This is a genomic window from Caballeronia sp. RCC_10 (assembly GCF_041360715.1).
Lineage (GTDB): Bacteria > Pseudomonadota > Gammaproteobacteria > Burkholderiales > Burkholderiaceae > Caballeronia > Caballeronia grimmiae.
In genome coordinates this window covers 40,487-62,450 of record NZ_JBFUPT010000013.1, presented here as the reverse complement: position 1 = coordinate 62,450, position 21,964 = coordinate 40,487, and the positions used below count along the sequence as shown (strand labels likewise).

Below are 21,964 nucleotides of genomic sequence, written 5' to 3'. Positions count from 1 at the left end.
CTCTTCACGCCTTCTCCGCGATTGAAGCCAGTTGCCGCAACCGCCGCGCCAGCGCGCGTGACACGACCGGCGTGGGATTGTCGGCACAAGTGCTGGCAGCCGCGCTTTCCCGCAAGAAAAGCGCGCATTCGCGTGCCACGACCTCGCGCTCGTTATCCGATGAGATCATGTGATAGGAGTCATCGAGCCAGATCGTTCGAAGGAATGAAGCGCCGATATTCGCCCCGATGAATTCCGCATTGTGCGGGCTCGACGTTTCATCGTCGATAGCGTGAATGATCAGGCAATCGCTCGAAATTTCCTTCGTTATCCTTCTGACCGAAGAGGCGAGACGGCTAGCTTCGTGAAGCGCGGGCATCGCGATCGACGCGGCCCCGACCTCGCTGATACCGCTCTTCTGCATCGCCCGTGCAATCTTCGACCGCAACGCTTCGTTCTTGAGGCCATAGGGTTCGCGCTCGCGATACTTGTACCGCGAGCGCAGTGGCGTGTAGTAACACCAGTCCACTAGGAAGTGGTACCACGGAATCGCCCAGCCGTCATAGTCGAGCGTGATCGAAAGTAGCAGCAGCGCACGTGCATCCGGCCGCTGGTGCGCCACGGCTGCCGCGAGCGTGGCTCCCATCGAAAGTCCGCATATCGATACATGCCGATAGCGGGCGGCGAGTGCGTCGAACTCACTCACCGCTGCGCTGATCCACTGTTCCATCGCCAGGTGTCCGGTGCCCGCGCTGTAACCGCGCAACTCCGGCGTGTGCGTCGCGAAACCTTCGTCGCCAAGAAAACGGGCAATGAAGCGTAGTTCGAGCGGCGAACTCGAAAGCCCATGCAGAAGGAGAACAGCGTGATCGCCGCTTTGTGATGTCTTGAAGCTGGGCTGCGTCACGATCGCTCTTCCATTCGCAGAATAAGAAAATCGCCAGGCGGCGTAGTGAATCGTTCACAAACGCATTCGGCCGGGCGCCAGTCATGGCCATCCGAACGAAAACGCATGCGATGCCGCCCGGGAACCAGTCGATCGGTTACGCGAGCGAGGTCTTCCTGATGAACATGTGCATGCTTCCGGCCGAACACGACGCCTGCGCTGAACGACTGCATGTCGATAGAAGGATCGGCAATCACAGGCGACGACGCAGCCAGGAGGCTTCCTTCAACGCTGGTGGCCGCGTCGAGTGCCTTGATCAGAATGAGTGAGCGGTTGTATTGAGCGATGTGATGCAGCAAGCGATGCATCTCATCGGTCGACCGTTGAGCCAGCAGCCGCTCGTTATCGTGACGCAGCAGCATTTCATAACGCGACTGCGCGACTGCGGCGAGCAGCTTCGCGCGGTACTGCGCGCGCCTGAGCCGCTCGACGAGCGTGATGAATAGAACCGTAATGAATGGGTAAGAAACCAACAGAACGATATCGGACTGGTCAATGAAATCGAGGCGTCCGTAAGGCGGAACGAAAAGATAATCGGCGATGCCCAAACCAGCCAGCATGACGCAGACAGCAGGCGCAAGCCCGCAATAGTACTGCACGAGTACGGCTGCGATAAGAAAGGCCGTCCCCGGCATGACCGGGCCGAGTACCGGATGCAACAGTGCGCGAACGACAGCCGCGGCAAGAAGCGCGGCCGCCGCGATGATCCATCGCCTGACACCACGAGGCGCCCAGCGCCGGGAATTATTGACTCGCATTCACTCGAATAAAAGAATTGCTGGCAGACAGATACGCACGGCTTGAAGCAGAGCGAATCCGCATGACTGGCGGGTAAACTGCGTTCATCGTTATGGCAATCGTTGCGTCTGTGCTTTCACCGAGCGCAGTAAAGGCGGTAAAGATGATTGCGAATCGCGAGCCTCGTTATCACTTTGGCTTGCCGTCCACTCCAGCAGCACGCTATTGCAGCTTTGCTTAAGGCGCGCTTATGACTTGCTTCGGGTCTACCCGGTGACGAGTCAGTTAGCGGCTTACAGACGGCTTCCGTTTGTGACGGGCCTCGGATTGTCTAGCAAGAATGTCGAACGACAAATGGCTGAATTCCGAAAAATCCTCACAGTCGCTTTGGGCAGGAACGTGCCGCGCGTTGTATGGAGAGGAGACGGAATGAGGCGCGGGCGCGCCCAGATGGATGAGCGCAGCTTTCGCTAGCTCGTTACGATTTTGCCCGCATAGTAAGCCGGACGTAGGGCGGAACAGACGATTTGAAGAACAGCGGGATGTCGAGCGTAGGAGCTCGTTCGTGAGAGCGGCGGCGCCAATGCCACAGGCGCCGCCGCTCACTCATATCAACCAGATTGTTTGCCCGAGTAGACCGGGAAGCGGCGCGTCAAGTCCGCGACGGTTTGTCTCACGCGAGCGAGCGTGCCCTCGTCTTCCGGCGCTTCGAGCACGTCCGCAATCAGATTGCCGACCATCTCCGCTTCCTTCGTGCCGAAGCCGCGCGTGGTCATCGCGGGCGAGCCCAGACGCACGCCGCTCGTGACGAACGGCTTCTCCGGATCGTTCGGAATCGCGTTCTTGTTGACCGTGATGTGCGCGTTGCCGAGCGCCGCTTCCGCTGCCTTGCCGGTGATCTTCTTCGCGCGAAGATCGACGAGCATCACGTGGCTCTCCGTGCGGCCCGACACGATGCGCAAACCACGCTTGACCAGCGTTTCGGCGAGCACGCGCGCGTTGTCGATCACGGCTTGCTGATACGTCTTGAACTCCGGCGCGAGCGCTTCCTTGAACGCGACCGCCTTCGCCGCAATCACGTGCATCAACGGGCCGCCCTGAATGCCGGGGAAAATCGCCGAGTTGATCTGCTTCTCGAACTCCGCCTTCATCAGGATGACGCCGCCACGCGGCCCGCGCAGGCTCTTGTGCGTGGTGGTCGTGACGAAGTCCGCATGCGGCACCGGGTTCGGATACAGCCCAGCGGCGATGAGACCCGCGTAATGCGCCATATCGACCATGAAATACGCGCCGACGCTCTTCGCGATCTGCGACAGACGCTCGAAGTCGATGCGCAGCGCAAACGCCGACGCGCCCGCGACGATCAGCTTCGGCTTGTGCTCCTTGGCGAGCGCTTCGGTCTTTTCGTAATCGATATCTTCCGCTTCGTTCAGCCCGTAGCTCACGACGTTGAACCACTTGCCCGACATGTTGACCGGCGAGCCGTGCGTGAGGTGGCCGCCTTCGGCGAGGCTCATGCCCATGATCGTGTCGCCCGGCTTGAGCATCGCGAAGAACACGCCCTGGTTGGCCTGCGAGCCGGAGTTCGGCTGCACGTTCGCGGCTTCGGCGCCGAAGAGTTGCTTGACGCGATCAATTGCAAGCTGCTCGACGATATCCACGTACTCACAACCGCCGTAGTAGCGCTTGCCGGGATAGCCTTCGGCGTACTTGTTCGTGAGTTGCGAACCCTGCGCGGCCATCACGGCGGGCGAAGTGTAGTTTTCCGACGCGATCAGTTCGATGTGATCTTCCTGACGGCGGTTCTCTTGTTCAATGGCTTGCCAGAGTTCCGGGTCGACGCGCGAGACAGTACCAGACGAATAATCAAACATGAACGGCTCCGATGAAGTGGGCGATTAAACCTGGAAAGCAACGCTGGCCGACCGTGTTCGCGGGGCGCGCGACCGCAAATCGGCCTTGCAGTGACGCAAGCATCGCCAGATCATGCAGCGACTCGTATCGCCGGGACTAGGACGTTTTCGCCATCTTTCGTGGATAAAAGCGTCACCTCGACACGCGCGGCCAAGCATCATCAACCGTGGCTCGCGTTCTTGCCGGTTTGCAGAATGGGATGCGACTCGTCGGGAATCGGCCTGCCGCGATTATCAGTCGGAACGAGCTGCGTCTGGAACGCGACGAATAGCGCCTGAAACTTGCCGTCGACTTCGATCATCACCGCGCCGTCCTGGAACACGCCGTTCTCGTTCGAATGGTCCTTCGAATGGCTTCCCGGCGGCGGCTTCGGATTGCCCTGATTCATGTGCGTTTCGTGCAGCCCGTCCTTGTTCGGTTCGAACAGGAAGCCAAAGCCATACACCGTCACGTCTTTCCGGGGCTTCCATCCAAGCCGGTTGTCACGATAGCTCGGTGTCGGATAAACATAGTCGACGCCATCGACGGACATGTCGAGTTGCAGCATCTCATTGATGAGCGCATTGATGTCGTTGTGCTCGTCCTTCGTGTCGAGCGAAATGGGACGCATCGCTGAGAGATCGACGAGGCGCTTGTCGTGAACGTAGTCCAGTTTTGGAAAGCTCGTTGCCGAGACGCCTGCCGCAAGCGTGGCGAGATCGGCGGTCATCGGATGCTCGAAGTACTGGTCCCACAGATAGAGCACGAGATAACCCGCTGACCCGGTGAGCGAACTGTCGGACTTCACGTTCGTGACGATGCGAAACTCATTGCCGTTCTGGTCCTCACTGACGATGACGTAATGCGGATCGCCTTTGTAACCGTCCAGAAAGGGAACGCCGAGTGTGACCTTGCCCTTGAATACGATATAGGGATTACGTGCCATGCGCCTCTCCTTTACGTGGAACGTCACGGTATTTTCAGCTTTGGAAGACCTTCGTGCACAGTAGTTGAAACCTTCGAGTCTTCTGTCACGGTCCCGTCATAAGCCTGACCATAATGTCTTGCAGACGGAATTCAAAGCATATCCCTTCCCAAAAGGAGTTCGAAGTTCATGGTCACGAAGAACCAGCAGGATGGTGCATCGATCGCATCGCGCCGTGGCTTTCTCAAGCTCGCAGGCGCGTCGGGCCTCGCCACGGCCGCCAATGTGATGAGCGGACCCGCGCTCGCTCAGACATCGAATCCTGATGGAACGCCCGAGCAAGTGCACCTCACGTGGGGTGAAGACCCGACGAGCGAAGTGATCGTGAGCTGGGCGTCGCTCGCTCAAGCAATCAAGCCGCGCGTTCGCTTGAGCAGGGAAGGCGGTCACGGGCACGAGGTTCACGCGATCCAGCGCACGTACACCGATGGTCTCAACGGCGAGACCGTCTTCACCTATCACGCACGCTTGCACGGGCTGCGTCCCGACACGGCCTACCGCTACGAAGTCACCGCCGACAACGACAGCCGAGCCGCGCAACCCTTCAGCGCGAGCTTCACGACCGCGCCCCACGGACGCCGCAAGTTCCGCTTTACGAGCTATGGCGATCTGGCGACGCCCAACACAGGTTGGGTATTGTCATCGCCGCAAAGCCGCTTCGCGGTGCAAGCCGTCGAACGCTTTCAGCCGCTCTTTCATCTGCTGAACGGCGATCTTTGCTACGCGAACCTCAACCCGTCGCATCAGCCGGAAGTGTGGCGTGACTTCGGGAACAACGCGCAGACATCGGCCGCGAACCGTCCGTGGATGCCCTGCCCCGGCAACCATGAGATCGAGTTTCACAACGGCAAACAGGGCTTCGATTCGTATTTGACGCGCTACATGCTGCCCGACAACGGCACGCATTTTCAGGGACGCTGGTACAACTTCAAGATTGGCTCCGTGTGCTTCATTTCGCTCGATGCGGACGACGTCGTCTATCAGGACGCCGCCGCGTTCGTTGCCGGCCCCGCGCCGCTCGTGCCTGCCGCGAGCACGGGTCATGCCGCCACCCCTCCCGGCACGTCGTTTTATGTTCGCGGTTATAGCAACGGCGAACAGACACGCTGGCTGGAACGCACGCTGCGCGAGGCATCACATGACGACGACATCGACTGGATCGTCGTGCAGATGCATCAGGATGCGCTTAGTTCCTCGAAGACGGGCAACGGTTCGGATAAAGGCATTCGCGAGGCATGGCTGCCGCTCTTCGACCGCTATGGCGTGGACCTCGTGCTATGCGGCCACGATCACGACTACGAGCGCAGTCATCCGGTGCGCGGCTGCAATCATCATGCGGGCCGCGACGTGCTGACGGGCGAGCGCGTCGACACCCTTCAACCGCGTCCGGTGACGACAGCACAGCGCGCAAACGATCCGATCGACACGACGCGCGGCACGATCCACCTGATTCTCGGCGGCGGCGGCACGAGCGCCCCGCTCGATGTTTACGGCACCGATCCGGGTAACGGCTTGCCGCAAGCGCAAGTCTTCACGAAACGCAATGCGCCGGCCCCGGGCGCGACTGCGGGCGCATTCGTCCGCCCCGGCGCCGATGCAGTCGAGGATGCAATCTGGTCGGCGCAACGCGATACCGGCACGGGCTATGGCATCGCCGTGTTCGATGTCGATCCCGGTGAACACGGCGGCAAGACCTCCATCACGATGAGTTACTACCATGCACCGGGCGCCGATCAGACGCCGACGGGCGAGTACGAGCTGTTCGAAACCGTTGTGCTGGAGAAGCAGTGCCGCCGCTGAAGTAAGTCAAAGACATAGCCCCGGTGCCAGATGACATCGGGGCTGTACTTATTTCGTCTTCCGTATTATTACTATGTGGATGCACCATAGCGATGCATCGCTTCACAAAAAATTCATTCAACTCAGACGTCTGAAGGCCGTTAAGCGGTGCATGCGACGCGTGCCCGCAATCCTTCGCCGATGCGAACACGAAGCAACGGCGTGCGCCTTCGTCAAACTGAGCAGCAGGAGCTTCATGCGCACTATCACGGTTCGAACTCATCTACTCATTGTCAGCATCGTCGCGGCTTTGGCGCTCACCGCGGTCGGCGCGGCGGGACTCGTGGCCGCATCGAGCGGCACTGCCGCACTCAAGCGCATGTTCGAAGGACGCGCGCAGTCATTGCAGAACCTCTCGATCATCAACGAAGCCACGACTGAGACGACGTTCGCCATCAGCGACGCCATCCTCGACCCGTCGGCGGACAAGACGAAGCGTGTCGTGGAATCGGCGGGAAAGCGCATTGACCAGATCGACCGCATGATGCAGCAGTATCTCCGTCATGATCTGGATGCGGAGGAACGAACGCTTGTAAGCCGCTTCGCGACGGACTGGCACGCGCTGCGCGACAAGGGCTTCACCCCCGCGACGAAACTGCTTGCGTCGAACAATCTCTCGGAAGCCCAGTGGATTCAAACGCAGAGCATCGAGCCGATGTCGAAGAAGCTCCAGGACGATGGTCTTCAGTTGAGGCAACGTCAACTCACAACTGCGCGTGACGAATACAACCAGTCGATCGTCGATGCACGCGTTTTGCAGATCATCGTTCTCTTAGCGAGCGCCGTGGGACTCGTGGTCGTCAGCGTGTTGTGCGCGTCGCTGTTTCGCAAGTTGTTGCGTCAGCTCGGCGGCGAACCCGCCGTCGCGGCGCAGCTTGCCAACCAGATCGCCTCGGGCGACTTGTCCGCCGAAGTGCCGGCAAAACACCCCGGCAGCCTGCTATCCGCGATGGAAGCGATGCGCCAGCAACTCGCGACGATGATCGGACAAGTTCATGCGTTGACCGCCACGATGTCCGAGACGACTGCAACGTTGGCAAGCGGCAATACGAGCCTTTCGGTTCGCACCGAACAGCAGGCCGCGAGCCTGCAACAAACGTCGGCCAGTATCGACGAACTTGCCGCAATGGTTCGCGACAACGCCGGTCATGCGTCGCGCGCACGTTCGCTCGCTAACGCAGCTTCCTCACAAGCAAAAGATGGCGATACGGCGGCGAAGGAAGCGGTCGCCCGCATGCGAGGCCTGGTCGAGAACTCCGCGCGCATCGGCGACATCACGTCCGTCATCGAAAGCATTTCATTCCAGACCAACCTGCTTGCGCTCAATGCTGCCGTCGAAGCGGCGCGCGCCGGCGCGCAAGGCCGTGGCTTTGCGGTCGTCGCGCAGGAAGTGCGCAGCCTCGCGAGCCGCACGGCCACCGCTGCGCAAGAGATTGCATCGTTGATCAAGGGCATGACGTCCGATGTCGACAGCAGCGGCATCGCAGTCGAGAAAGCGGGCAGCGCGACGTCCGGCCTCATCGGCACGATGAACGGCCTCGTCGGCCTGATCGAATCGATTGCGAATTCATCGGCGGACCAGAGCCGCGATGTGGATGAACTCAACGGCGCCATGTCGATGCTAGATCGCACCACGCAAGAGAATGCAGCGTTCGCGCAGGACGGCGTGCAGGCCGCGCAAGGTCTGCGCAAGAAAGCCGAAGCCCTGACCTCGGTCATGCAGGCGTTCACGCTGGAAACGTGCTGAGTGCAACATCTGCCGGAACAGTCCCTCAACTCTTGCGCCATCGCTCGCGCTGGAACGCGTGCCGATGTGCGAATCGACGGTGGCCATGCTTTCTCCACTAGTGGAATGTGAAACGAACAGCGAGCCCATCATCTCGCGGCTCATCGAATCGTGCGCGCTGAAGGCGCTCTTTCAGCCGATCGTGCGGCTCTCGGACGGCGCGGTGATCGGCCACGAAGGGCTCATTCGCGGACCGGCAGGCGGAGCGCTCGAATCGCCGGTCGCCCTCTTCGCTCGCGCGCACGATGAAGCACTCGCCGTCGAGCTAGAACAAGCCGCAGCGCGCGCATGCATCGAGGCTTACTTCAACGGTCGCCCGGACGGCGACGCGCTCCTCTTCGTCAATTACAGTGCGGCCGCGATCAGCTCCGAGCCGGAACGCGAAGCCTCGTTGCTGCACGTCGATCGCAAGCGGATCGTGATCGAACTGACCGAGCAAAGCCAGATTCCCGACCTCGATGTCTTTGCCGATTCAGTCAATGCATTGCGTGCAAGCGGCTTGCGTTTCGCGCTCGACGATTACGGCATCGCTAATGCGTCGCTGAGTCTATGGGCACATCTTGCACCGCACTACGTGAAAGTCGATCGATACTTCGTTCATGGCATCGCGCAGAATGCGGTGAAATTCGAAGCCGTTAAATCGATGGTGTCTTTCGCGAACGCGACCGGCACATTGCTGATCGCGGAAGGCGTCGAATGCGCAGCGGACCTCAGAATCGTTCGCGATCTGGGTATCCCGTTCGCGCAGGGCTTCTTGCTTGGCCGTCCATTGCAGACGCCGGCGACGCACGTGTCCCAATCCGCCGCTACGCTGCTGCGATCGCAACAGATCGCGGTGTATCCCGCGACGAAGCATCGTCGCGCCGATGTCGACGAAAGCGCGAAGCAACTCGAATCCATGTTGATCGAAGCGCCAACGTTGAAGCCCGAAGCGCGCAACGACGACGCCGTGCATCTCTTCAACGCGTTTCCGTCCCTGCATGCGCTCGCTGTGGTGGATCGCCAGGGCACACCAGTCGCGCTCATCAACCGGCGTTCGCTAATGGATCAGTTCGCGTTGCCGTATCACCGCGAGCTCTTCGGCAAGCGTGCATGCATGCAGTTCGCGAATCGGGAGCCGGTATCCATCGAGCGCACGGCGAGCATTGAAACGATCGCCACGCTATTGACCGATGACGAACAGCACGCGCTATCCGACGGCTTCATTGTCGTCGACGACGGCAAGTACATCGGTCTCATTGCAGGCGCTAGCGCAGTGCGGGCCGTGACCGAGCTTCGACTCGATGCTGCGCGTCACGCCAATCCGCTGACGTTTTTGCCTGGCAATCTACCCTTGGGCGAGCATATCGAACGCCTCATTGATAGCGGCGTGGCGTTCGTCGCATGCTATGCGGATCTGGATCACTTCAAGCCCTTCAATGATCGTTACGGCTACTGGCAAGGCGACGCCGTCTTGAAAGCGGTTGCGCACGCATTGTCGTCGGCATGCGATCCTCACAGCGATTTCCTCGGCCACATTGGTGGCGACGACTTCCTGATCCTCTTTCAAAGCGGCGACTGGTACGAGCGGATCAGCAGGGCCGCAGGCGAATTTAACGAGCGGGTACGCGCCTATTACTCCACTGAAGATCGCGCTGCGGGCGGTATCATCGGCGAAGACCGATTCGCCAGGCAGGCGTTCTTCGACTTCGTGAGACTGTCCGTCGGCGCGGTCACCGTCAAGCCGGGACAGTTGCGCGCAGCGGCGCAGTTGAGCAAGGTCGCGTCAGTTGCGAAGCAGCGCGCGAAACGCGACACCATTGGCATCGTCGTGATGGAGTTCTCCGTCGATGGCGACGTCGTCTGACCGTCTGCTGCGACTGCTCATTCGTCGTCCGCGCTTCTACCAGTCGAACGCAAGTCATCGCGCGCTTGCTGCGCGAGCGCTTCATAATGCTTTCGAAACTTAGTCAGCTCTTTCTGGTCGAGTTCCTCGAGATCGAGTAGCGCGTTATGTGCGTTGTCCAGCGCCCGGATGATTTCGTCGAGCTTTATCTGCATCGCAGCGGTGTCGCGGTTCTGCGTGTTCTGGATCAGGAACACCATCAGGAAAGTGACGATGGTCGTCGACGTGTTGATGACGAGTTGCCACGTGTCGCTGAAGTGGAAGAACGGACCGGATAAGCCCCATACCACCACTAGACCCACAGCGACGACGAACGTCGATGCACGGCCAGCCAACTGCGCAAGCGTGTTCGAAAACTTGAGGAACCAGGACGTCTTCATGTCGTCTCCACGTCATCGGATGCTGGTTTGCTTGATTGCTCTTTGCATCATCGGAGGAAAAGGCGCTCAATGTCCCGGTCCGTTTCCCTCGATACAAGTCAACACTAGCGTGTCATCCGCATTGGCTCCGGGGCTTAGCATCGCCGTGTGCAACTCGGAACTGCTGCAGCGCCAGTCGGCTTGTAGATCGCTTCTACACGACGGCGCGGAGTCACTTAGGCTTCTTTGATCCGGCATGTACTGGCATGTGTCGCGGCCATCGCACTGACGCACGAGGTCTCCGGTTGCGTTGCCGGCCGGCGCGCCGCAGTTCGCGCCATAGGTCGCGGATATGACGGTAATCGTCCGCGCAGCCGCGTGCGATGCGCACATCAGCATGAAGATTGCCGCCATGGCGCGAGCGCGTGGATAAGGTCCTGATTGCGCAGCCGCGCCGCTATTGTTCATGGCGTCCTCCGTCCGCTGACACCGTTAAGAACGCGATAGCACGCGTCCCCCGGCTATCTTCGATATTAGACATTCTGAAGCCAGTGTGAAACCGTCCACTCCCGGCGTCTTGCGCAAAACACGTGGACGATAGGTCATTCCCTCACGCGAACGACGCGCCGATACTCACACTCATTCGATGCCTTCTTCAAAAGGGACGCTTGAGAAATGAACACCGCTGACGCGCAAGCCTTCTCATCCGCAAGACCGGTTATCGCACTGCATTGCTCCGGGTCGGGATCCGCTCAATGGCGAAAGCTCGGCGCGGCCATCGGCGGGCGTTACGCATTCAGCGCGCCCGAGCATTACGGTTGCCAGAGCACGGGGGCCTGGAGCGGCGAGCGCGCATTCACGCTCGCCGACGAGGCCGCGAGAACGGTCGGCATCATCGACGCGTCCTCGGACAAGGTTCATCTCGTGGGCCATTCATATGGCGGTGGCGTCGCATTGCGCGCTGCACTTGAACGCCCCGAGCGCATCGCAAGTCTGACGCTGTATGAGCCGTCGGCGTTTCATCTGTTGAAGACGATGGGCGCACACGGAATGCATGCGCTCGCAGAGATCGTTGCGATCTCGAAGCGCACCGCCGATGGCGTCAGCTCTGGTGATTATCGCGGCGCTGCCGCTTCATTCGTCGATTACTGGGGCGGTCCGGGAGCATGGAACGCGCTGCGGCCCTCGGTGCAGACGGCGCTTACACGCTGGGCTCCGAAGGCGCCACTGGATTTTTGTGCGTTGCTCGAAGAACGCACGGCCGCCAGTGCTTACGCCGCGCTGCGCGTTCCCGCGCTCATCCTGCGCGGACAGCACGCGCCTCTTCCAACGCGTGCCATCGCGGAGCGGCTGCCCATGCTACTGCCAGCGGCGCGCCTCGCAGTGATACAGGGCGCAGGACACATGGGGCCTGTCACGCACGCTGACGAAGTCAACGCGGCCATCGTGCGGCACATCGCTGAGGCTGATGCGAACATCGAACGGACAGAGTCGTTTGCAATGCCCACCGAAACGCCTTGATCCGCTGCGGTGGACCCCGCTTTGCGCGCCTTCTGACCTAGTAACCGTGCGCCATCAACCGCGACGCATACCAGCCGACGAACTGGTCGACATACGTCTCAGTGGTCGGTGAATACGGCCCCGGTATATAGCCGGGATCTCGCGCGCCACGATGGTTGATCGCAACGAGGCTCGCATCCTGCGCGTTCGTCGCGACCCAGACTTCGGTCAGCTTCGTCAGGTCATAGTCGACGCCTTCCACTGCGTCTGCGTGAACGAGCCACTTCGTACGGACCAGCGTCTTCTCCGGCGTAAGTGGGACGATGTACGTGACCATCGCGTGATCGCTCATCACGTGGGACCATGAGTTATGGGTCCACAGGTGCGTGTCGCCGAGATCACGACGAGTAAGGTTGCCAAGCAATTTCAGGCACGCGACCCTGGTATCCATCGTCTGCGACTCGCCATTGCCTCCGATGATCAACCGTTGTGTGCGGAATTGCGTGACGACGTCGCCGCTGAGCGCTTCCACCGGTGAGCAGATATAGCCTTCGCTTTCCCAATCGCTCTGGCTTTCGGCGTTGACCTTGTTATATGCATCGAGCGCCTTTCTTCCTTCCTCGTCCATGTCGTCCGCGCTCGCACCCGTGGATTCCGGCACGAAGGACAAGGTCAACTCCGGATGTCCCGCCTCGCAGTGATAGCACTCGCGATTGTTCTCCATCACGAGCTTCCAGTTGCCGTCTTCGATGATCTCGGACTCGAACGCGATCTTCGTGTTCCGCAGCTCATAGGGAGCGAAACGCGGCGTCATCGTTTCTTCGAGCGTTGCGATGTCTGCAGGCGGCTCGTCGGCGAAGCACACGAAGATATGCGTGCCGACGACCTTGATATGCACCGGCAGCAGACTGCGGCACGTCGCATCGAAGTCCTTGCCCATATGCTTCGCATGACGCAGGCTGCCGTCGAGATCGTAAGTCCACTGGTGATACGGACAGACCAGCATGCCGACCGTCGACTTGCCGGCTTCTTTGAGCCGCGAGCCGCGGTGACGGCATACATTGCGATACGCGCGAATGTTCTCGTCGTCATCGCGCACAATGATGACCGACGCCTTGCCGATGTCGATTACCGACACGTCGCCCGGTTCCGGCACATCCGCCGTCACGCCAGCCACAATCCAGTGTTTATGGAAGAAGACATGGACGTCGATTTCATAGACATCTGGTCGGCTAAAAACCTCTCCCGGCAATCCGCAACCCGGCTCGCGGCTTTGAACGAGTTCACCGAGGGGCTTCAACACGAACTCAGACATCGTCTTCTCCACCGTTTGGGGGATAGCGGGAGGTCGAATGTTCCCGCATTGGCGCTAGTATTGGAGTGTCGAAGAATCGCGTCAATGCGCTAAAATTTTTCGCGATGCATTACTTTGGATTATGCGTTCGCGCGTGCGTGAATCCGCCTGCCAAATGCCTTGTGCTCAAGCGACGCCCGCCGCCTTGCGTAATAGGTTGATGAGACTTTCGATCGTCGGAGTAATGCTTCTGCCGTGAGGCACGACGACATAATATGCGTCGCGCAAGGTGAGCGTCTCGTCCTTCAAGCGCACGAGTTCCCCAGAGACAGCCGCCCCTCGGACGAGCAACGCAAGCACTATGCGCTTGCCTATTCGCAGGTCCACTAAAACATGGACCTGCTACGTCCCGGCATGACGTTCAGGGAGTTCGCGGAGCGTGCACGGACGATACCGGACCAGTACATCAAGAACCGCTATTGCTGCCTCGCGCATGGCATCGGCATAGTAGACGACTATCCGTGGATCGCTCATCAGGTGGACTGGGACAGTGCGGGATACGACGGACGCTTCGAAGCCGGCATGACGGTTTGCGTCGAGAGCTGCATTGGCGCGGAAGGCGGAAGGCAGGGCGTCAAGCTCGAGCAACAGGTCGTGATCGGTGAGGGAGGCTCGTATCGCTCACCGGTTGCGGCTTCGAGACGGACCGGCGTTGAACTTCATCGAGTTGAAACGTCGAGATCATATGGGTTACGCCACGCGCAAAGCGAACCGACAGCTTGCGCGTCGTCGCGACGAGTACATGCGCCCCGTTTCCATCGCGCTATACGCCCGCCGCCGATGTTTCCGTCCCCAAACGAAGCGCACGCCTCGCGCTCAGCGCCAACAGTACGCACGAAAGCGCATTGAACAGGAACAGTCCGCGCGGACCAGTGAGCGTCATCAGCGCCGAAGCCAGCGTCGGTCCGATCATCCCTCCAAGCGAGAAGAGCACGAGCAGCATCGCCGACACCGCGACTCGCAGATGCGACTCGGTGCGATCCTGCACATGCGATACGATCAGCCCGTATTGTGTGAACGTCACGGCCACATAAGCCAGTGTTGCGCACCACGTGACGATCCGGAAGTTCAGGCTGAACAGCAAGAGACTCAGCAGCGCCGAAGTAGCCGCTGTGTAATAAACGAGTCGCCGCCGGTCGATCCGATCCGAAAGACGCCCCATCGGGAACTGCGGAAGAAGCGCACCGATGAGCGCGACGCCCATGAACGTCGCAAGATCATGTGTAGAGAAACCGGTTCGATCCAGATACACCGGCATGAGCGAATAGAAGTTGCTATAGATGAACCCCGCAAGAATGCAGCCCGGCACGGCAAGCGGCGTCGCTACCATCATCTCCTGCAGGCTCTCTTTCCAGCTGCGCGCCGGGACGCGATCGAGGTTCGAGTCGTCGACCTTGACGGGCCACCCTTCCATGAGCGTCACCGGCATGACGGCCGCCGCGAAAAGCGCTGCGGCGATCGAGAACTGATGCGCCGCCGATCCGCCACCCACGTTCAATAGAAACTGGCCGCTGCCTACCGCGAGGTAGTTGATCGCCGCGTACAAGCCGAAAACCTGACCGCGCTTTTCATTCTCGACGGTGCCGTTTAGCCAGCTTTCGACGGACGTGTACAGTCCCATGAACGCCATGCCCGTGAGCAGCCGAATGAAGCCGAGCGTCCACGGCGATTCTGCGGCGCCGAACGCAAGCGCGAGGATGGACGCTGCCGCCGAGAATGCAACGAAGGTCCGATGCTGCCCGATGCGATCAATCAGCCTTCGATTGATGAACGCACCCAATATGAAGCCCGCGTAATAGCCCGACTGGATCAGACCGATGACCAGCGTCGACGCGCCTGATTGCAGCACGCGCAGTGGGATAAGCGTCTGAAAAAGGCCATTTCCCACGATGAGGAACGCATAGCCGACCAGCAGACCCGCAAGCGCGCGCACCACGCTTCGCTTGCCGCCAGGCGCGTGATGTCCCGGATTCGCCGCTGCCGAATCCGGCCACGGCGGGGTCTTGCGGCCGAGAAGCGCCGCTTCGTTCAGTGGCCCGGTGCGCCCGACTGCGGACGCGTCATGCTCCTCATCTATCGCTGATTCGCGGTTTTCGTGGGCGAGGCTATCGGTATGTTGGGGGCGGTATGTCGCACTCCCGTTCGCTTTCTCGTCGTCCAGTTGTCGCATGGCACCTTCGGGTTGGCTCGGCAATTCATGCACGCGTCGAAGGAGCACTTCCATCGCGCGCACGCCTTGCGTATCGCTACATATAGAACGCATCGTAACGCAGTTGCGCTTCATGCCCGGACTCGCCGGCGCCCATCGACGCCGGTTCCCCAATCCGATCAGGAATCCATACCGTTTTCATTTGACGAAGCCCGCCGGAACATGCATGCCACCCAGCGCAATCTTTCACTTCGCTACAACCGACAGCGTGACCAGCCAAAAACCCAGCTACGCCCCACTCAAAACGTAATCGATTAGCAAGACTATTTCCCTCTCCTGTACCGGGAAAACGCTAATCGAAACGCGCAAACGCCCTGCATATAGTTTGCCTAATTCAAGTTCAGGCGCAGCGTCGAGTCGTTTCCGAAGTGTGGGATTTAGACCGAAAACGCGATCTTAAACGCCCGCCGAAGCAGCCGTTGCAGCACGAATCCGATTGCCAGCCAGTGCATAGCAAGTTCGACGAAGGACCTAACCAGAAACAGGACCGGAGGAAGACATGGCGCAGAAGCAGGACGATTCACAAGAAGGCAACGCAACCGGCACCGGACCAGTCAGCACGGCGCGACGCGGGCTGATGCAAGGCGCGGGGCTCGGCGCCGCGCTCTCGCTTCTCGGCGGGGCCGGCGGCGTCTCGGGCGGCTTGATCTCCTCGGCGCAGGCCGCCGAAGCGGCGTTCCCGCAACACAAGCGCTGGAAGATCGTCTTCGTGAATCACGTCACGACGAACCCGTTCTTCGTTCCGACGCAGTACGGCATTCAGGACGCGTGCTCCATGTTGGGCATGGACTATCAATGGACGGGTTCGGCCAACTCGGACGCGGGCGAAATGGTCCGCGCGGTGAACTCCGCCATCGCGGCAAAAGCGGACGCCATCGCCGTCCCCATCGCCGATCCAAACGCATTCGACAAGCCGATCCAGGCCGCGCTCGACGCCGGCATCCCCGTGTTCGCATACAACGCCGACGCCCCGCGCGGCAAGACGAACCCGCGCCTCGCTTACATCGGTCAGGACCTGTATCTGTCGGGCTATCAGATGGGCGAGCGCATCGTAAGCCTCGTCGATAGCGGCCTCGTTGCACTGTTCATCGCGACGCCCGGTCAGCTCAACATCCAGCCGCGTCTCGACGGCGCGAGCGACGCCATCAAGAAGTCCGGCAAGAAGATCGACATTCAGACCGTGGCCACGGGCGCGACCGTCAACGAAGAACTGTCGAAGATCAAGGCGTTCTTTCTCGGCCATCAGGACCTGAAGGGCATGTTCGCCGTCGATGCCGGCAGCACGCAAGGCGTCGCGCAAGTGATGAAGGAATCGAACCTGCCGTCGAAGGGCGTGCACGGCGGCGGCTTCGACTTGCTGCCGCAGACGATCCAGCTCATTCACGAAGGCTTCCTCGACTTCACCATCGACCAGCAACCGTACGTGCAAGGGTTTTATACCGTGATGGAAGCGTTCACGTTCCTTGCTTCGGGCGGACTCGTCGGGCCGGCGAACGTCAACACCGGTCTCAAGTTCGTGACCAAGAGCACCGTGGAGCCGTATCTCAACACATCGACGCGCTATGAGGGCAAGACGACGAAACCGCAAATCGTGCCGATGCGCGGCGCCATCAAATCGTAATGAACACGGTCAAGCAACCTGGCGAAGCACGGACGCCCGCGCGGCTCGACCGGCCGCGCGGCGCGTGGACATCGCACTGGGCGGCGGAATTGCGCATCCTGCTCGTGGCGATCCTGCTGGCAGCGTATTTTCAGATCGTCAATCACGACTTTCTGTTGTCCAACGCGAGCCTCGTCAACCTGTCGCAGTTCATCGCGCCGGTAGCGATCATCGCGTTCGGCGAGATCATGCTGATGATCGGCGGCGACATCGACCTTTCAGCGGGGATGGTGTTCGCATTCACTCCGTTCATCATGGTGTTCGCCAACGAAGCAGGCGCGCCGATGTGGCTTGCCGTCATAGCAGGACTCGTCGCCGCCGCTATCATAGGATTCCTGAATGGTGCGGTTACGGTGTTCCTGCGTTTGCCCTCCTTCGTCACGACGCTCGGCACGCTGTTCCTGATCAACGGCATCACGCTCACGATGTCGCGCGGCACGCCCGCCGCCACGCCGGGTTCACCGGGGTTCGCGGCGATCATGGGCTCGTGGGGATACAGCGAGATCATCTGGACGGTCGCGCTCGCGTTCATCATGCATGTGTTGTTGCGTCATACGCGATGGGGCCTGCACACGCAGGCGGCGGGCGCCAACCCGCTCGGCGCGAGTGAAGCGGGCATTCACGTCAATCGACTGCGCCTTGGAAACTTCGTGCTCGCCGCGGTGCTTGCGGGATTCACCGGGATTCTCGAAGGATTTCGCATCACGTCCATCGATCCGCAAGCCGGCGGCAATCAGATCATGTTCCTCGCCGTGGCCGCGGCGGTGATCGGCGGCACGCCGCTGACGGGCGGCTCCGGCACGATCGTCGGCGGCCTGCTCGGCGCGGCCGTGCTCGGCATTCTGAGCGATGGTTTCACGCTCATCGGCATCAACGCGTTCACGTTCAACATCATTCTGGGAGCGGCCATTCTCGCCGCGATGATCTTCAACATTCACGTCGGACGCATCCGGCGCAGAGGAGGACGATGATGGATGCATCGCAAGTCGCGCCCTCTTCTCTTGCGCTGCGCGGCGACACGCTCGTGAAGCGCTTCGCCGCGGTGACCGCACTCGACGGCGTATCGTTCACGCTCGGCAAGGGCGAGATTCTCGGCATACTCGGCGACAACGGCGCGGGCAAGTCCACGCTCGTCAAGATACTCACGGGCTTTCATCAGCAAACGAGCGGCACGCTGCACGTGCACGGCGAAGAGACGCTGCTGCGCAACGTCGATCACGCCCGCGCGCTCGGCATCGAATGTGTGTATCAGGATCTCGCGCTCGCGAACTCGTTGTCGATCTATCACAACATGTTCCTCAATCGCGAGATCGTGCGGCAGGGGCCGGGGCGTCTGCTGCGTCTCGTCGATCACAGGCAGATGCGCGAGCGCGCGGCGCAATGTCTCGACGACATCGGCGTTCACGTGCCGTCAGTCGATCTGCCGGTCGAGCGGCTGTCGGGCGGACAGCGTCAGGCGATTGCGGTGGCGCGCGCAGTGAATTCGAACGCGCGGATCCTGTTGCTCGATGAACCGCTCGCCGCGATGGGCGCACGTGAAGCGGCGCTCATCATCGACCTCGTCATGCGGCTAAAGGAGAAAGGCGGGCTTTCGATCATCATGATCATGCACAACTACGCGCAAACGCTCGACATCGCGGACCGCATCATGTTGATGCAGCGCGGCCGCGTAACGTATGAGCAGCGCAGCGCGGAAACGTCGGTGGCGGAGCTGATGGATATCGTGCGGCGCGAATATCGTGCGATGCGGGCGACGACCGGATAGCAGTCGCACGCATTGCCTCACGCGCACGCGAGTTCGCGCTGAACGAGTGACCCGCTCGCCTTTATCCCATAGCGCCGGGCGAGCGCATCGAGTTGGACCGGCCACGCGGCAACTTCGGCGGCATCGTGCAGGTCTTCGAGATCCTGCAGCATCGCCGCGACGCGCGGTTCATACGCATCCACACCGGACAGAGCGAGCGCCTGCAGTAGCGGGCCGTCCTGCCCCGCCTTGTAGTAGCCGATCCCCAGCCCTTCGAGCCGCTCGCTGTAGTAGCGATCGTCGATCAGAACGCCGATTGCGCAGCGGCGTCCGTCGCGGCCTCGCAGGCGGCAACTTCCGCCATCGTCTTCGGAAATGGCTGCCTGCGAAAGCAGATGCGACCGCACGGTGGCGAAGATTTCGTCGTTGCTTCTCATCGTCCGCTCCGCGCGATCAGGCTGCTCGCAAGAGGCTGTGCGTCGACAGTCCGAACTGTCTCGCGATGGACCGCAAGCGGTCGTTCCATTCCCAGATGCCGAAGACATCGTGCACGTTCTGAAGGCAGCTCAACAGTTCGATGGTCTCTTGCGAATAGATGTTGATGCGTGCGCGCAAGAGTGCGCGCTTGAGCGCGGCGACGCCCGCATCCATATAGCCGGGAATGCGCACCGTTTCGGCGATGACGAAGCGGACCGGCACGCCTTTCATCGACGTGCGGTAGTCGTTCGGACGCACGAGTGCGCCGACCGGGCAGCCGCCGCATCGTCCGCGGTACGCCCCGCCTCCGCGCGGCAAAAGCGACGCGCCGCCCTGACTCAAAAGGTGAGCGACGCCTTGATCGAAGATCTGCTGATGAGTAAGAAATGCTCGTGCCATCGTTTGCTCCGGTGAATTAGGTCTGTTGAATGAGTATCGGCGGATAGAACGCTCGATCGCATCCATATAAACCCTGTTTTTACCGGAAGGCGCTGGACATGGCGGTAACTTTTCCTGACGGCGAAAGACGTCAATCCGCCGGAATGTTGCGTTGGAAGATCATTGGCGGACGCGGTATGCACGATGGCTGGAGATAGCCTCGCGTCGCGACGTCGCGCTGAGACCGTGACCGGCGAAAAAGGTTTGCCGATGCGCGTCGAACCGATGGAAGGGGGCGATCCAATACCAGCGCGATCTTTAGACGATCCGCTTCGTGACCGAAGATGCCCGCGAGGGACTCGAGGCGTTCAAGGAAAAACGGCAGGCGCGTTTTCGACGGCGATAAGCGGCTCCGCGACCTCGTCCGAAAAAACCGTCTCGCAAGGCGCGAGCTTCATCAGGCGCGCCATCACCGGCCAGCGCGTGAGTGCCGCGCGATATTCCTCGTCGGCTTGCGAGTCGAAGTAGCGCGCGGCGTCGAGCCCCGGCAGCTTTTGCGCCAGCGCGTCGACGTCATGCACTGCGCGCGCGGCCTTCGAAGGAACCGAACGCCTCGTCGTGTCGCTCATTTCTGCTCCACCCACACGCCATCCGGCGTTTTCACGACATAACCCGTGGCCGTCTTCATCGTCACGGTGCTTTCGTTCTCGCCGATCATCTGCGTCTCCGGCAACTTCGACGCGTACTGCGACAGCGTCACACCGGGCTTGAACGGACTATCCGCTACCAGATTCGACAGCAGTTGCGCGACCGCGAGATGCCCGGTCGGCTGATCGATGACGGTCGTCGGCCCATGATTGCCCGCGAAGCCCACGAGCCGCACGCCGACGGGACCGTGAATCACGCTCGGCGTCGGAATCTCGCGCAGGCCCGCGACCTGATTGTTGTCGCCGCGCAGCGCCGCGCCATGCTCGGGCACGAACACGATCACCGCGCGACGTCCCGATTGCGCGATCAGATCCGCGAACTTGTCGAAGTCGCTCATCAGCTTGTTCACGCGGACCGGATACGACTCGAGACTCGACAGCTTGCTGTTCGGGAGCCGGTTGCCGTCGTGCAGGCTGATCGTGTTGTAGTACAGCGCCACCGGCCCCGGCGTCTGCGCGCGCTGCGCATACCAGTTCGCAAGCGTGCCGTAGTCGTCCATGATCGGGGAGCCGTCGAATGCTTGCATCGCGACGGGCGCGGCGGCGTTCGAGACGAACGGCACGTTCGGCACGCCCACGTTGTCCTTCACGAGTTGCGTGAAGTTGTCGAAGTGGCCGTCGTGATTGAACGTCACTTGCGGCATGTAGCCCGCCTGCGCCAGGTCAGCCATCAGATGACATTGCGCGGGCGCATCCTTGTACAGGTCCGCGTGCGCTTCCTGACCGCACGACGCACGCAGCACGCGAATCGCCGCCGGGCCGCTGTAACTCGCCGCCGTGCTGAAGTTGGTGAACAGATAATCGAAGTGCGACAGGAACGGATGATTACGCGCCTTCGATACATCGAGGTCGTCCCACGACAGCGAGCAGATATGCAGCACGATGACATCGAACTGCTCGCTCGCATTGGCCGACACATGGCCGAAGCTCACCTGCCGCTGGGATTCTTTCGCCCGGAATGCCGCGAGCGTCGCGTTGTAGTCCAGCGGTCCAGCGGACGGACCATTAGTTGCAACTGCGCTTGCCTGCACCGGCGCGGCATGGATGCGCGCCAGCACCGCATTTGCGCCCTGCCACACCGGCAGCACGAAGAGCGCGAGCATCACGAAGGTCGCGACGCGCAGCCATCGATTGATGACGACGTACACCAACAGTCCGCACAGCGCGATGCCGACCAGCATCGGCGGAAGAAAGCGCGGCAGCAGTTCGAGCCAGTAGCCGAAGCTGAACGTGCTCAGATTGCCGAACTCCGCGACGATGCGTCCGAACGGCGGCACGTTCGCCTCGCGATACATCAGCGGCAAGCCGACGGCCAGCCCCGCGATCAGCCGCACGGCGCGCCACAGCCGCGAACGCAGCGGCGCGCTCATCGCGAGCGCCAGCGCGAAGCCGATGTTCGCGAGCCACAGCGGCTTCAGGTGGCCGCTCGAGAACAACGCCAGCTTGCTGATGAAATACAGATTCCAGAACGTCATCGTGTTTGAGAGTGTGCGATCGCTGCATCATCTACGGCACATACGCGACA

At 60.9% G+C, this 21,964-nt stretch carries 19 protein-coding genes; 8 read left to right on the top strand and 11 right to left on the bottom strand.

Annotation, left to right across the window (positions count from 1 at the left end):
* Positions 1-4: 4 nt before the first annotated feature.
* From AB6804_RS21510 to AB6804_RS21495, 4 genes are all read right to left on the bottom strand, one after another.
* Positions 5-886, bottom strand: coding sequence for an alpha/beta hydrolase (locus AB6804_RS21510; RefSeq protein WP_370888180.1), 882 nt, complete (start codon positions 884-886; stop codon positions 5-7).
* The gene (locus tag AB6804_RS21505; RefSeq protein ID WP_370888179.1) at positions 883-1,683 is read right to left on the bottom strand and encodes a DUF4118 domain-containing protein; all 801 of its coding nucleotides are present in this window, start codon (positions 1,681-1,683) and stop codon (positions 883-885) included. The genes AB6804_RS21510 and AB6804_RS21505 overlap by 4 nt, the downstream gene beginning before the upstream one ends.
* 591 nt (positions 1,684-2,274) lie before the next feature.
* Positions 2,275-3,537: a serine hydroxymethyltransferase gene (gene glyA, locus AB6804_RS21500; RefSeq protein ID WP_370888178.1), complete on the bottom strand. Its 1,263-nt coding sequence runs from the start codon at positions 3,535-3,537 to the stop codon at positions 2,275-2,277.
* A 200-nt stretch (positions 3,538-3,737) separates the two neighbouring features.
* A complete protein-coding gene (locus AB6804_RS21495; protein WP_370888177.1) occupies positions 3,738-4,502 on the bottom strand; it encodes a DUF2278 family protein in 765 nt (254 codons plus the stop codon).
* A gap of 168 nt (positions 4,503-4,670) precedes the next feature.
* Between AB6804_RS21495 and AB6804_RS21490 the strand changes: the two genes are divergently transcribed.
* The 3 genes from AB6804_RS21490 (at position 4,671) to AB6804_RS21480 (ending at position 10,012) form a co-directional block, all read left to right on the top strand.
* On the top strand, positions 4,671-6,341 hold the full coding sequence (locus AB6804_RS21490; RefSeq protein WP_370888176.1) for a purple acid phosphatase family protein: 1,671 nt from the start codon (positions 4,671-4,673) through the stop codon (positions 6,339-6,341).
* A 235-nt stretch (positions 6,342-6,576) separates the two neighbouring features.
* On the top strand, positions 6,577-8,127 hold the full coding sequence (locus tag AB6804_RS21485; RefSeq protein WP_370888175.1) for a methyl-accepting chemotaxis protein: 1,551 nt from the start codon (positions 6,577-6,579) through the stop codon (positions 8,125-8,127).
* Positions 8,128-8,212: 85 nt separating this feature from the next.
* Positions 8,213-10,012, top strand: a complete 1,800-nt coding sequence (locus tag AB6804_RS21480; protein WP_370888174.1) for a GGDEF domain-containing protein — start codon at positions 8,213-8,215, stop codon at positions 10,010-10,012.
* Between the two features lie 17 nt (positions 10,013-10,029).
* Here the strand turns inward: AB6804_RS21480 and AB6804_RS21475 are convergent, their stop codons facing one another.
* Positions 10,030-10,431, bottom strand: a complete 402-nt coding sequence (locus AB6804_RS21475; RefSeq protein ID WP_370888173.1) for a low affinity iron permease family protein — start codon at positions 10,429-10,431, stop codon at positions 10,030-10,032.
* A 654-nt stretch (positions 10,432-11,085) separates the two neighbouring features.
* On the opposite strand from AB6804_RS21475, the gene AB6804_RS21470 reads away from it, so the two are divergent.
* Positions 11,086-11,931 (top strand): alpha/beta fold hydrolase, encoded by an 846-nt coding sequence (locus AB6804_RS21470; RefSeq protein WP_370888172.1) that lies wholly within the window; start codon positions 11,086-11,088, stop codon positions 11,929-11,931.
* Positions 11,932-11,968: 37 nt separating this feature from the next.
* Here the strand turns inward: AB6804_RS21470 and AB6804_RS21465 are convergent, their stop codons facing one another.
* Positions 11,969-13,225: an SRPBCC family protein gene (locus tag AB6804_RS21465; protein WP_370888171.1), complete on the bottom strand. Its 1,257-nt coding sequence runs from the start codon at positions 13,223-13,225 to the stop codon at positions 11,969-11,971.
* Between the two features lie 372 nt (positions 13,226-13,597).
* On the opposite strand from AB6804_RS21465, the gene AB6804_RS21460 reads away from it, so the two are divergent.
* Positions 13,598-14,113, top strand: a complete 516-nt coding sequence (locus AB6804_RS21460) for a M24 family metallopeptidase (protein ID WP_370888170.1) — start codon at positions 13,598-13,600, stop codon at positions 14,111-14,113.
* Here the strand turns inward: AB6804_RS21460 and AB6804_RS21455 are convergent.
* On the bottom strand, positions 14,028-15,434 hold the full coding sequence (locus tag AB6804_RS21455) for an MFS transporter (protein ID WP_370888169.1): 1,407 nt from the start codon (positions 15,432-15,434) through the stop codon (positions 14,028-14,030). The genes AB6804_RS21460 and AB6804_RS21455 overlap by 86 nt on opposite strands.
* Before the next feature lie 538 nt (positions 15,435-15,972).
* Here AB6804_RS21455 and AB6804_RS21450 point away from each other — a divergent pair.
* Genes AB6804_RS21450 through AB6804_RS21440 form a run of 3 tightly spaced genes read left to right on the top strand, consistent with a single transcriptional unit; the run spans position 15,973 to position 18,898 of the window.
* On the top strand, positions 15,973-17,094 hold the full coding sequence (locus tag AB6804_RS21450; RefSeq protein ID WP_370888168.1) for a sugar ABC transporter substrate-binding protein: 1,122 nt from the start codon (positions 15,973-15,975) through the stop codon (positions 17,092-17,094).
* Positions 17,094-18,104, top strand: coding sequence for an ABC transporter permease (locus AB6804_RS21445; protein ID WP_244796304.1), 1,011 nt, complete (start codon positions 17,094-17,096; stop codon positions 18,102-18,104). Before AB6804_RS21450 ends, AB6804_RS21445 begins: the two co-directional genes overlap by 1 nt.
* On the top strand, positions 18,101-18,898 hold the full coding sequence (locus AB6804_RS21440) for an ATP-binding cassette domain-containing protein (protein ID WP_370888167.1): 798 nt from the start codon (positions 18,101-18,103) through the stop codon (positions 18,896-18,898). Before AB6804_RS21445 ends, AB6804_RS21440 begins: the two co-directional genes overlap by 4 nt.
* A gap of 17 nt (positions 18,899-18,915) precedes the next feature.
* Here the strand turns inward: AB6804_RS21440 and AB6804_RS21435 are convergent, their stop codons facing one another.
* From AB6804_RS21435 to bcsG, 4 genes are all read right to left on the bottom strand, one after another.
* A complete protein-coding gene (locus AB6804_RS21435) occupies positions 18,916-19,314 on the bottom strand; it encodes a hypothetical protein (protein ID WP_370888166.1) in 399 nt (132 codons plus the stop codon).
* 16 nt (positions 19,315-19,330) lie between these two features.
* Positions 19,331-19,753 (bottom strand): hypothetical protein, encoded by a 423-nt coding sequence (locus AB6804_RS21430; RefSeq protein WP_370888165.1) that lies wholly within the window; start codon positions 19,751-19,753, stop codon positions 19,331-19,333.
* A 347-nt stretch (positions 19,754-20,100) separates the two neighbouring features.
* Complete coding sequence (locus AB6804_RS21425; protein ID WP_370888164.1) at positions 20,101-20,361, bottom strand: hypothetical protein; 261 nt, start codon at positions 20,359-20,361, stop codon at positions 20,101-20,103.
* On the bottom strand, positions 20,358-21,914 hold the full coding sequence (gene bcsG, locus AB6804_RS21420; RefSeq protein ID WP_370888163.1) for a cellulose biosynthesis protein BcsG: 1,557 nt from the start codon (positions 21,912-21,914) through the stop codon (positions 20,358-20,360). Before bcsG ends, AB6804_RS21425 begins: the two co-directional genes overlap by 4 nt.
* Positions 21,915-21,964: the final 50 nt, after the last annotated feature.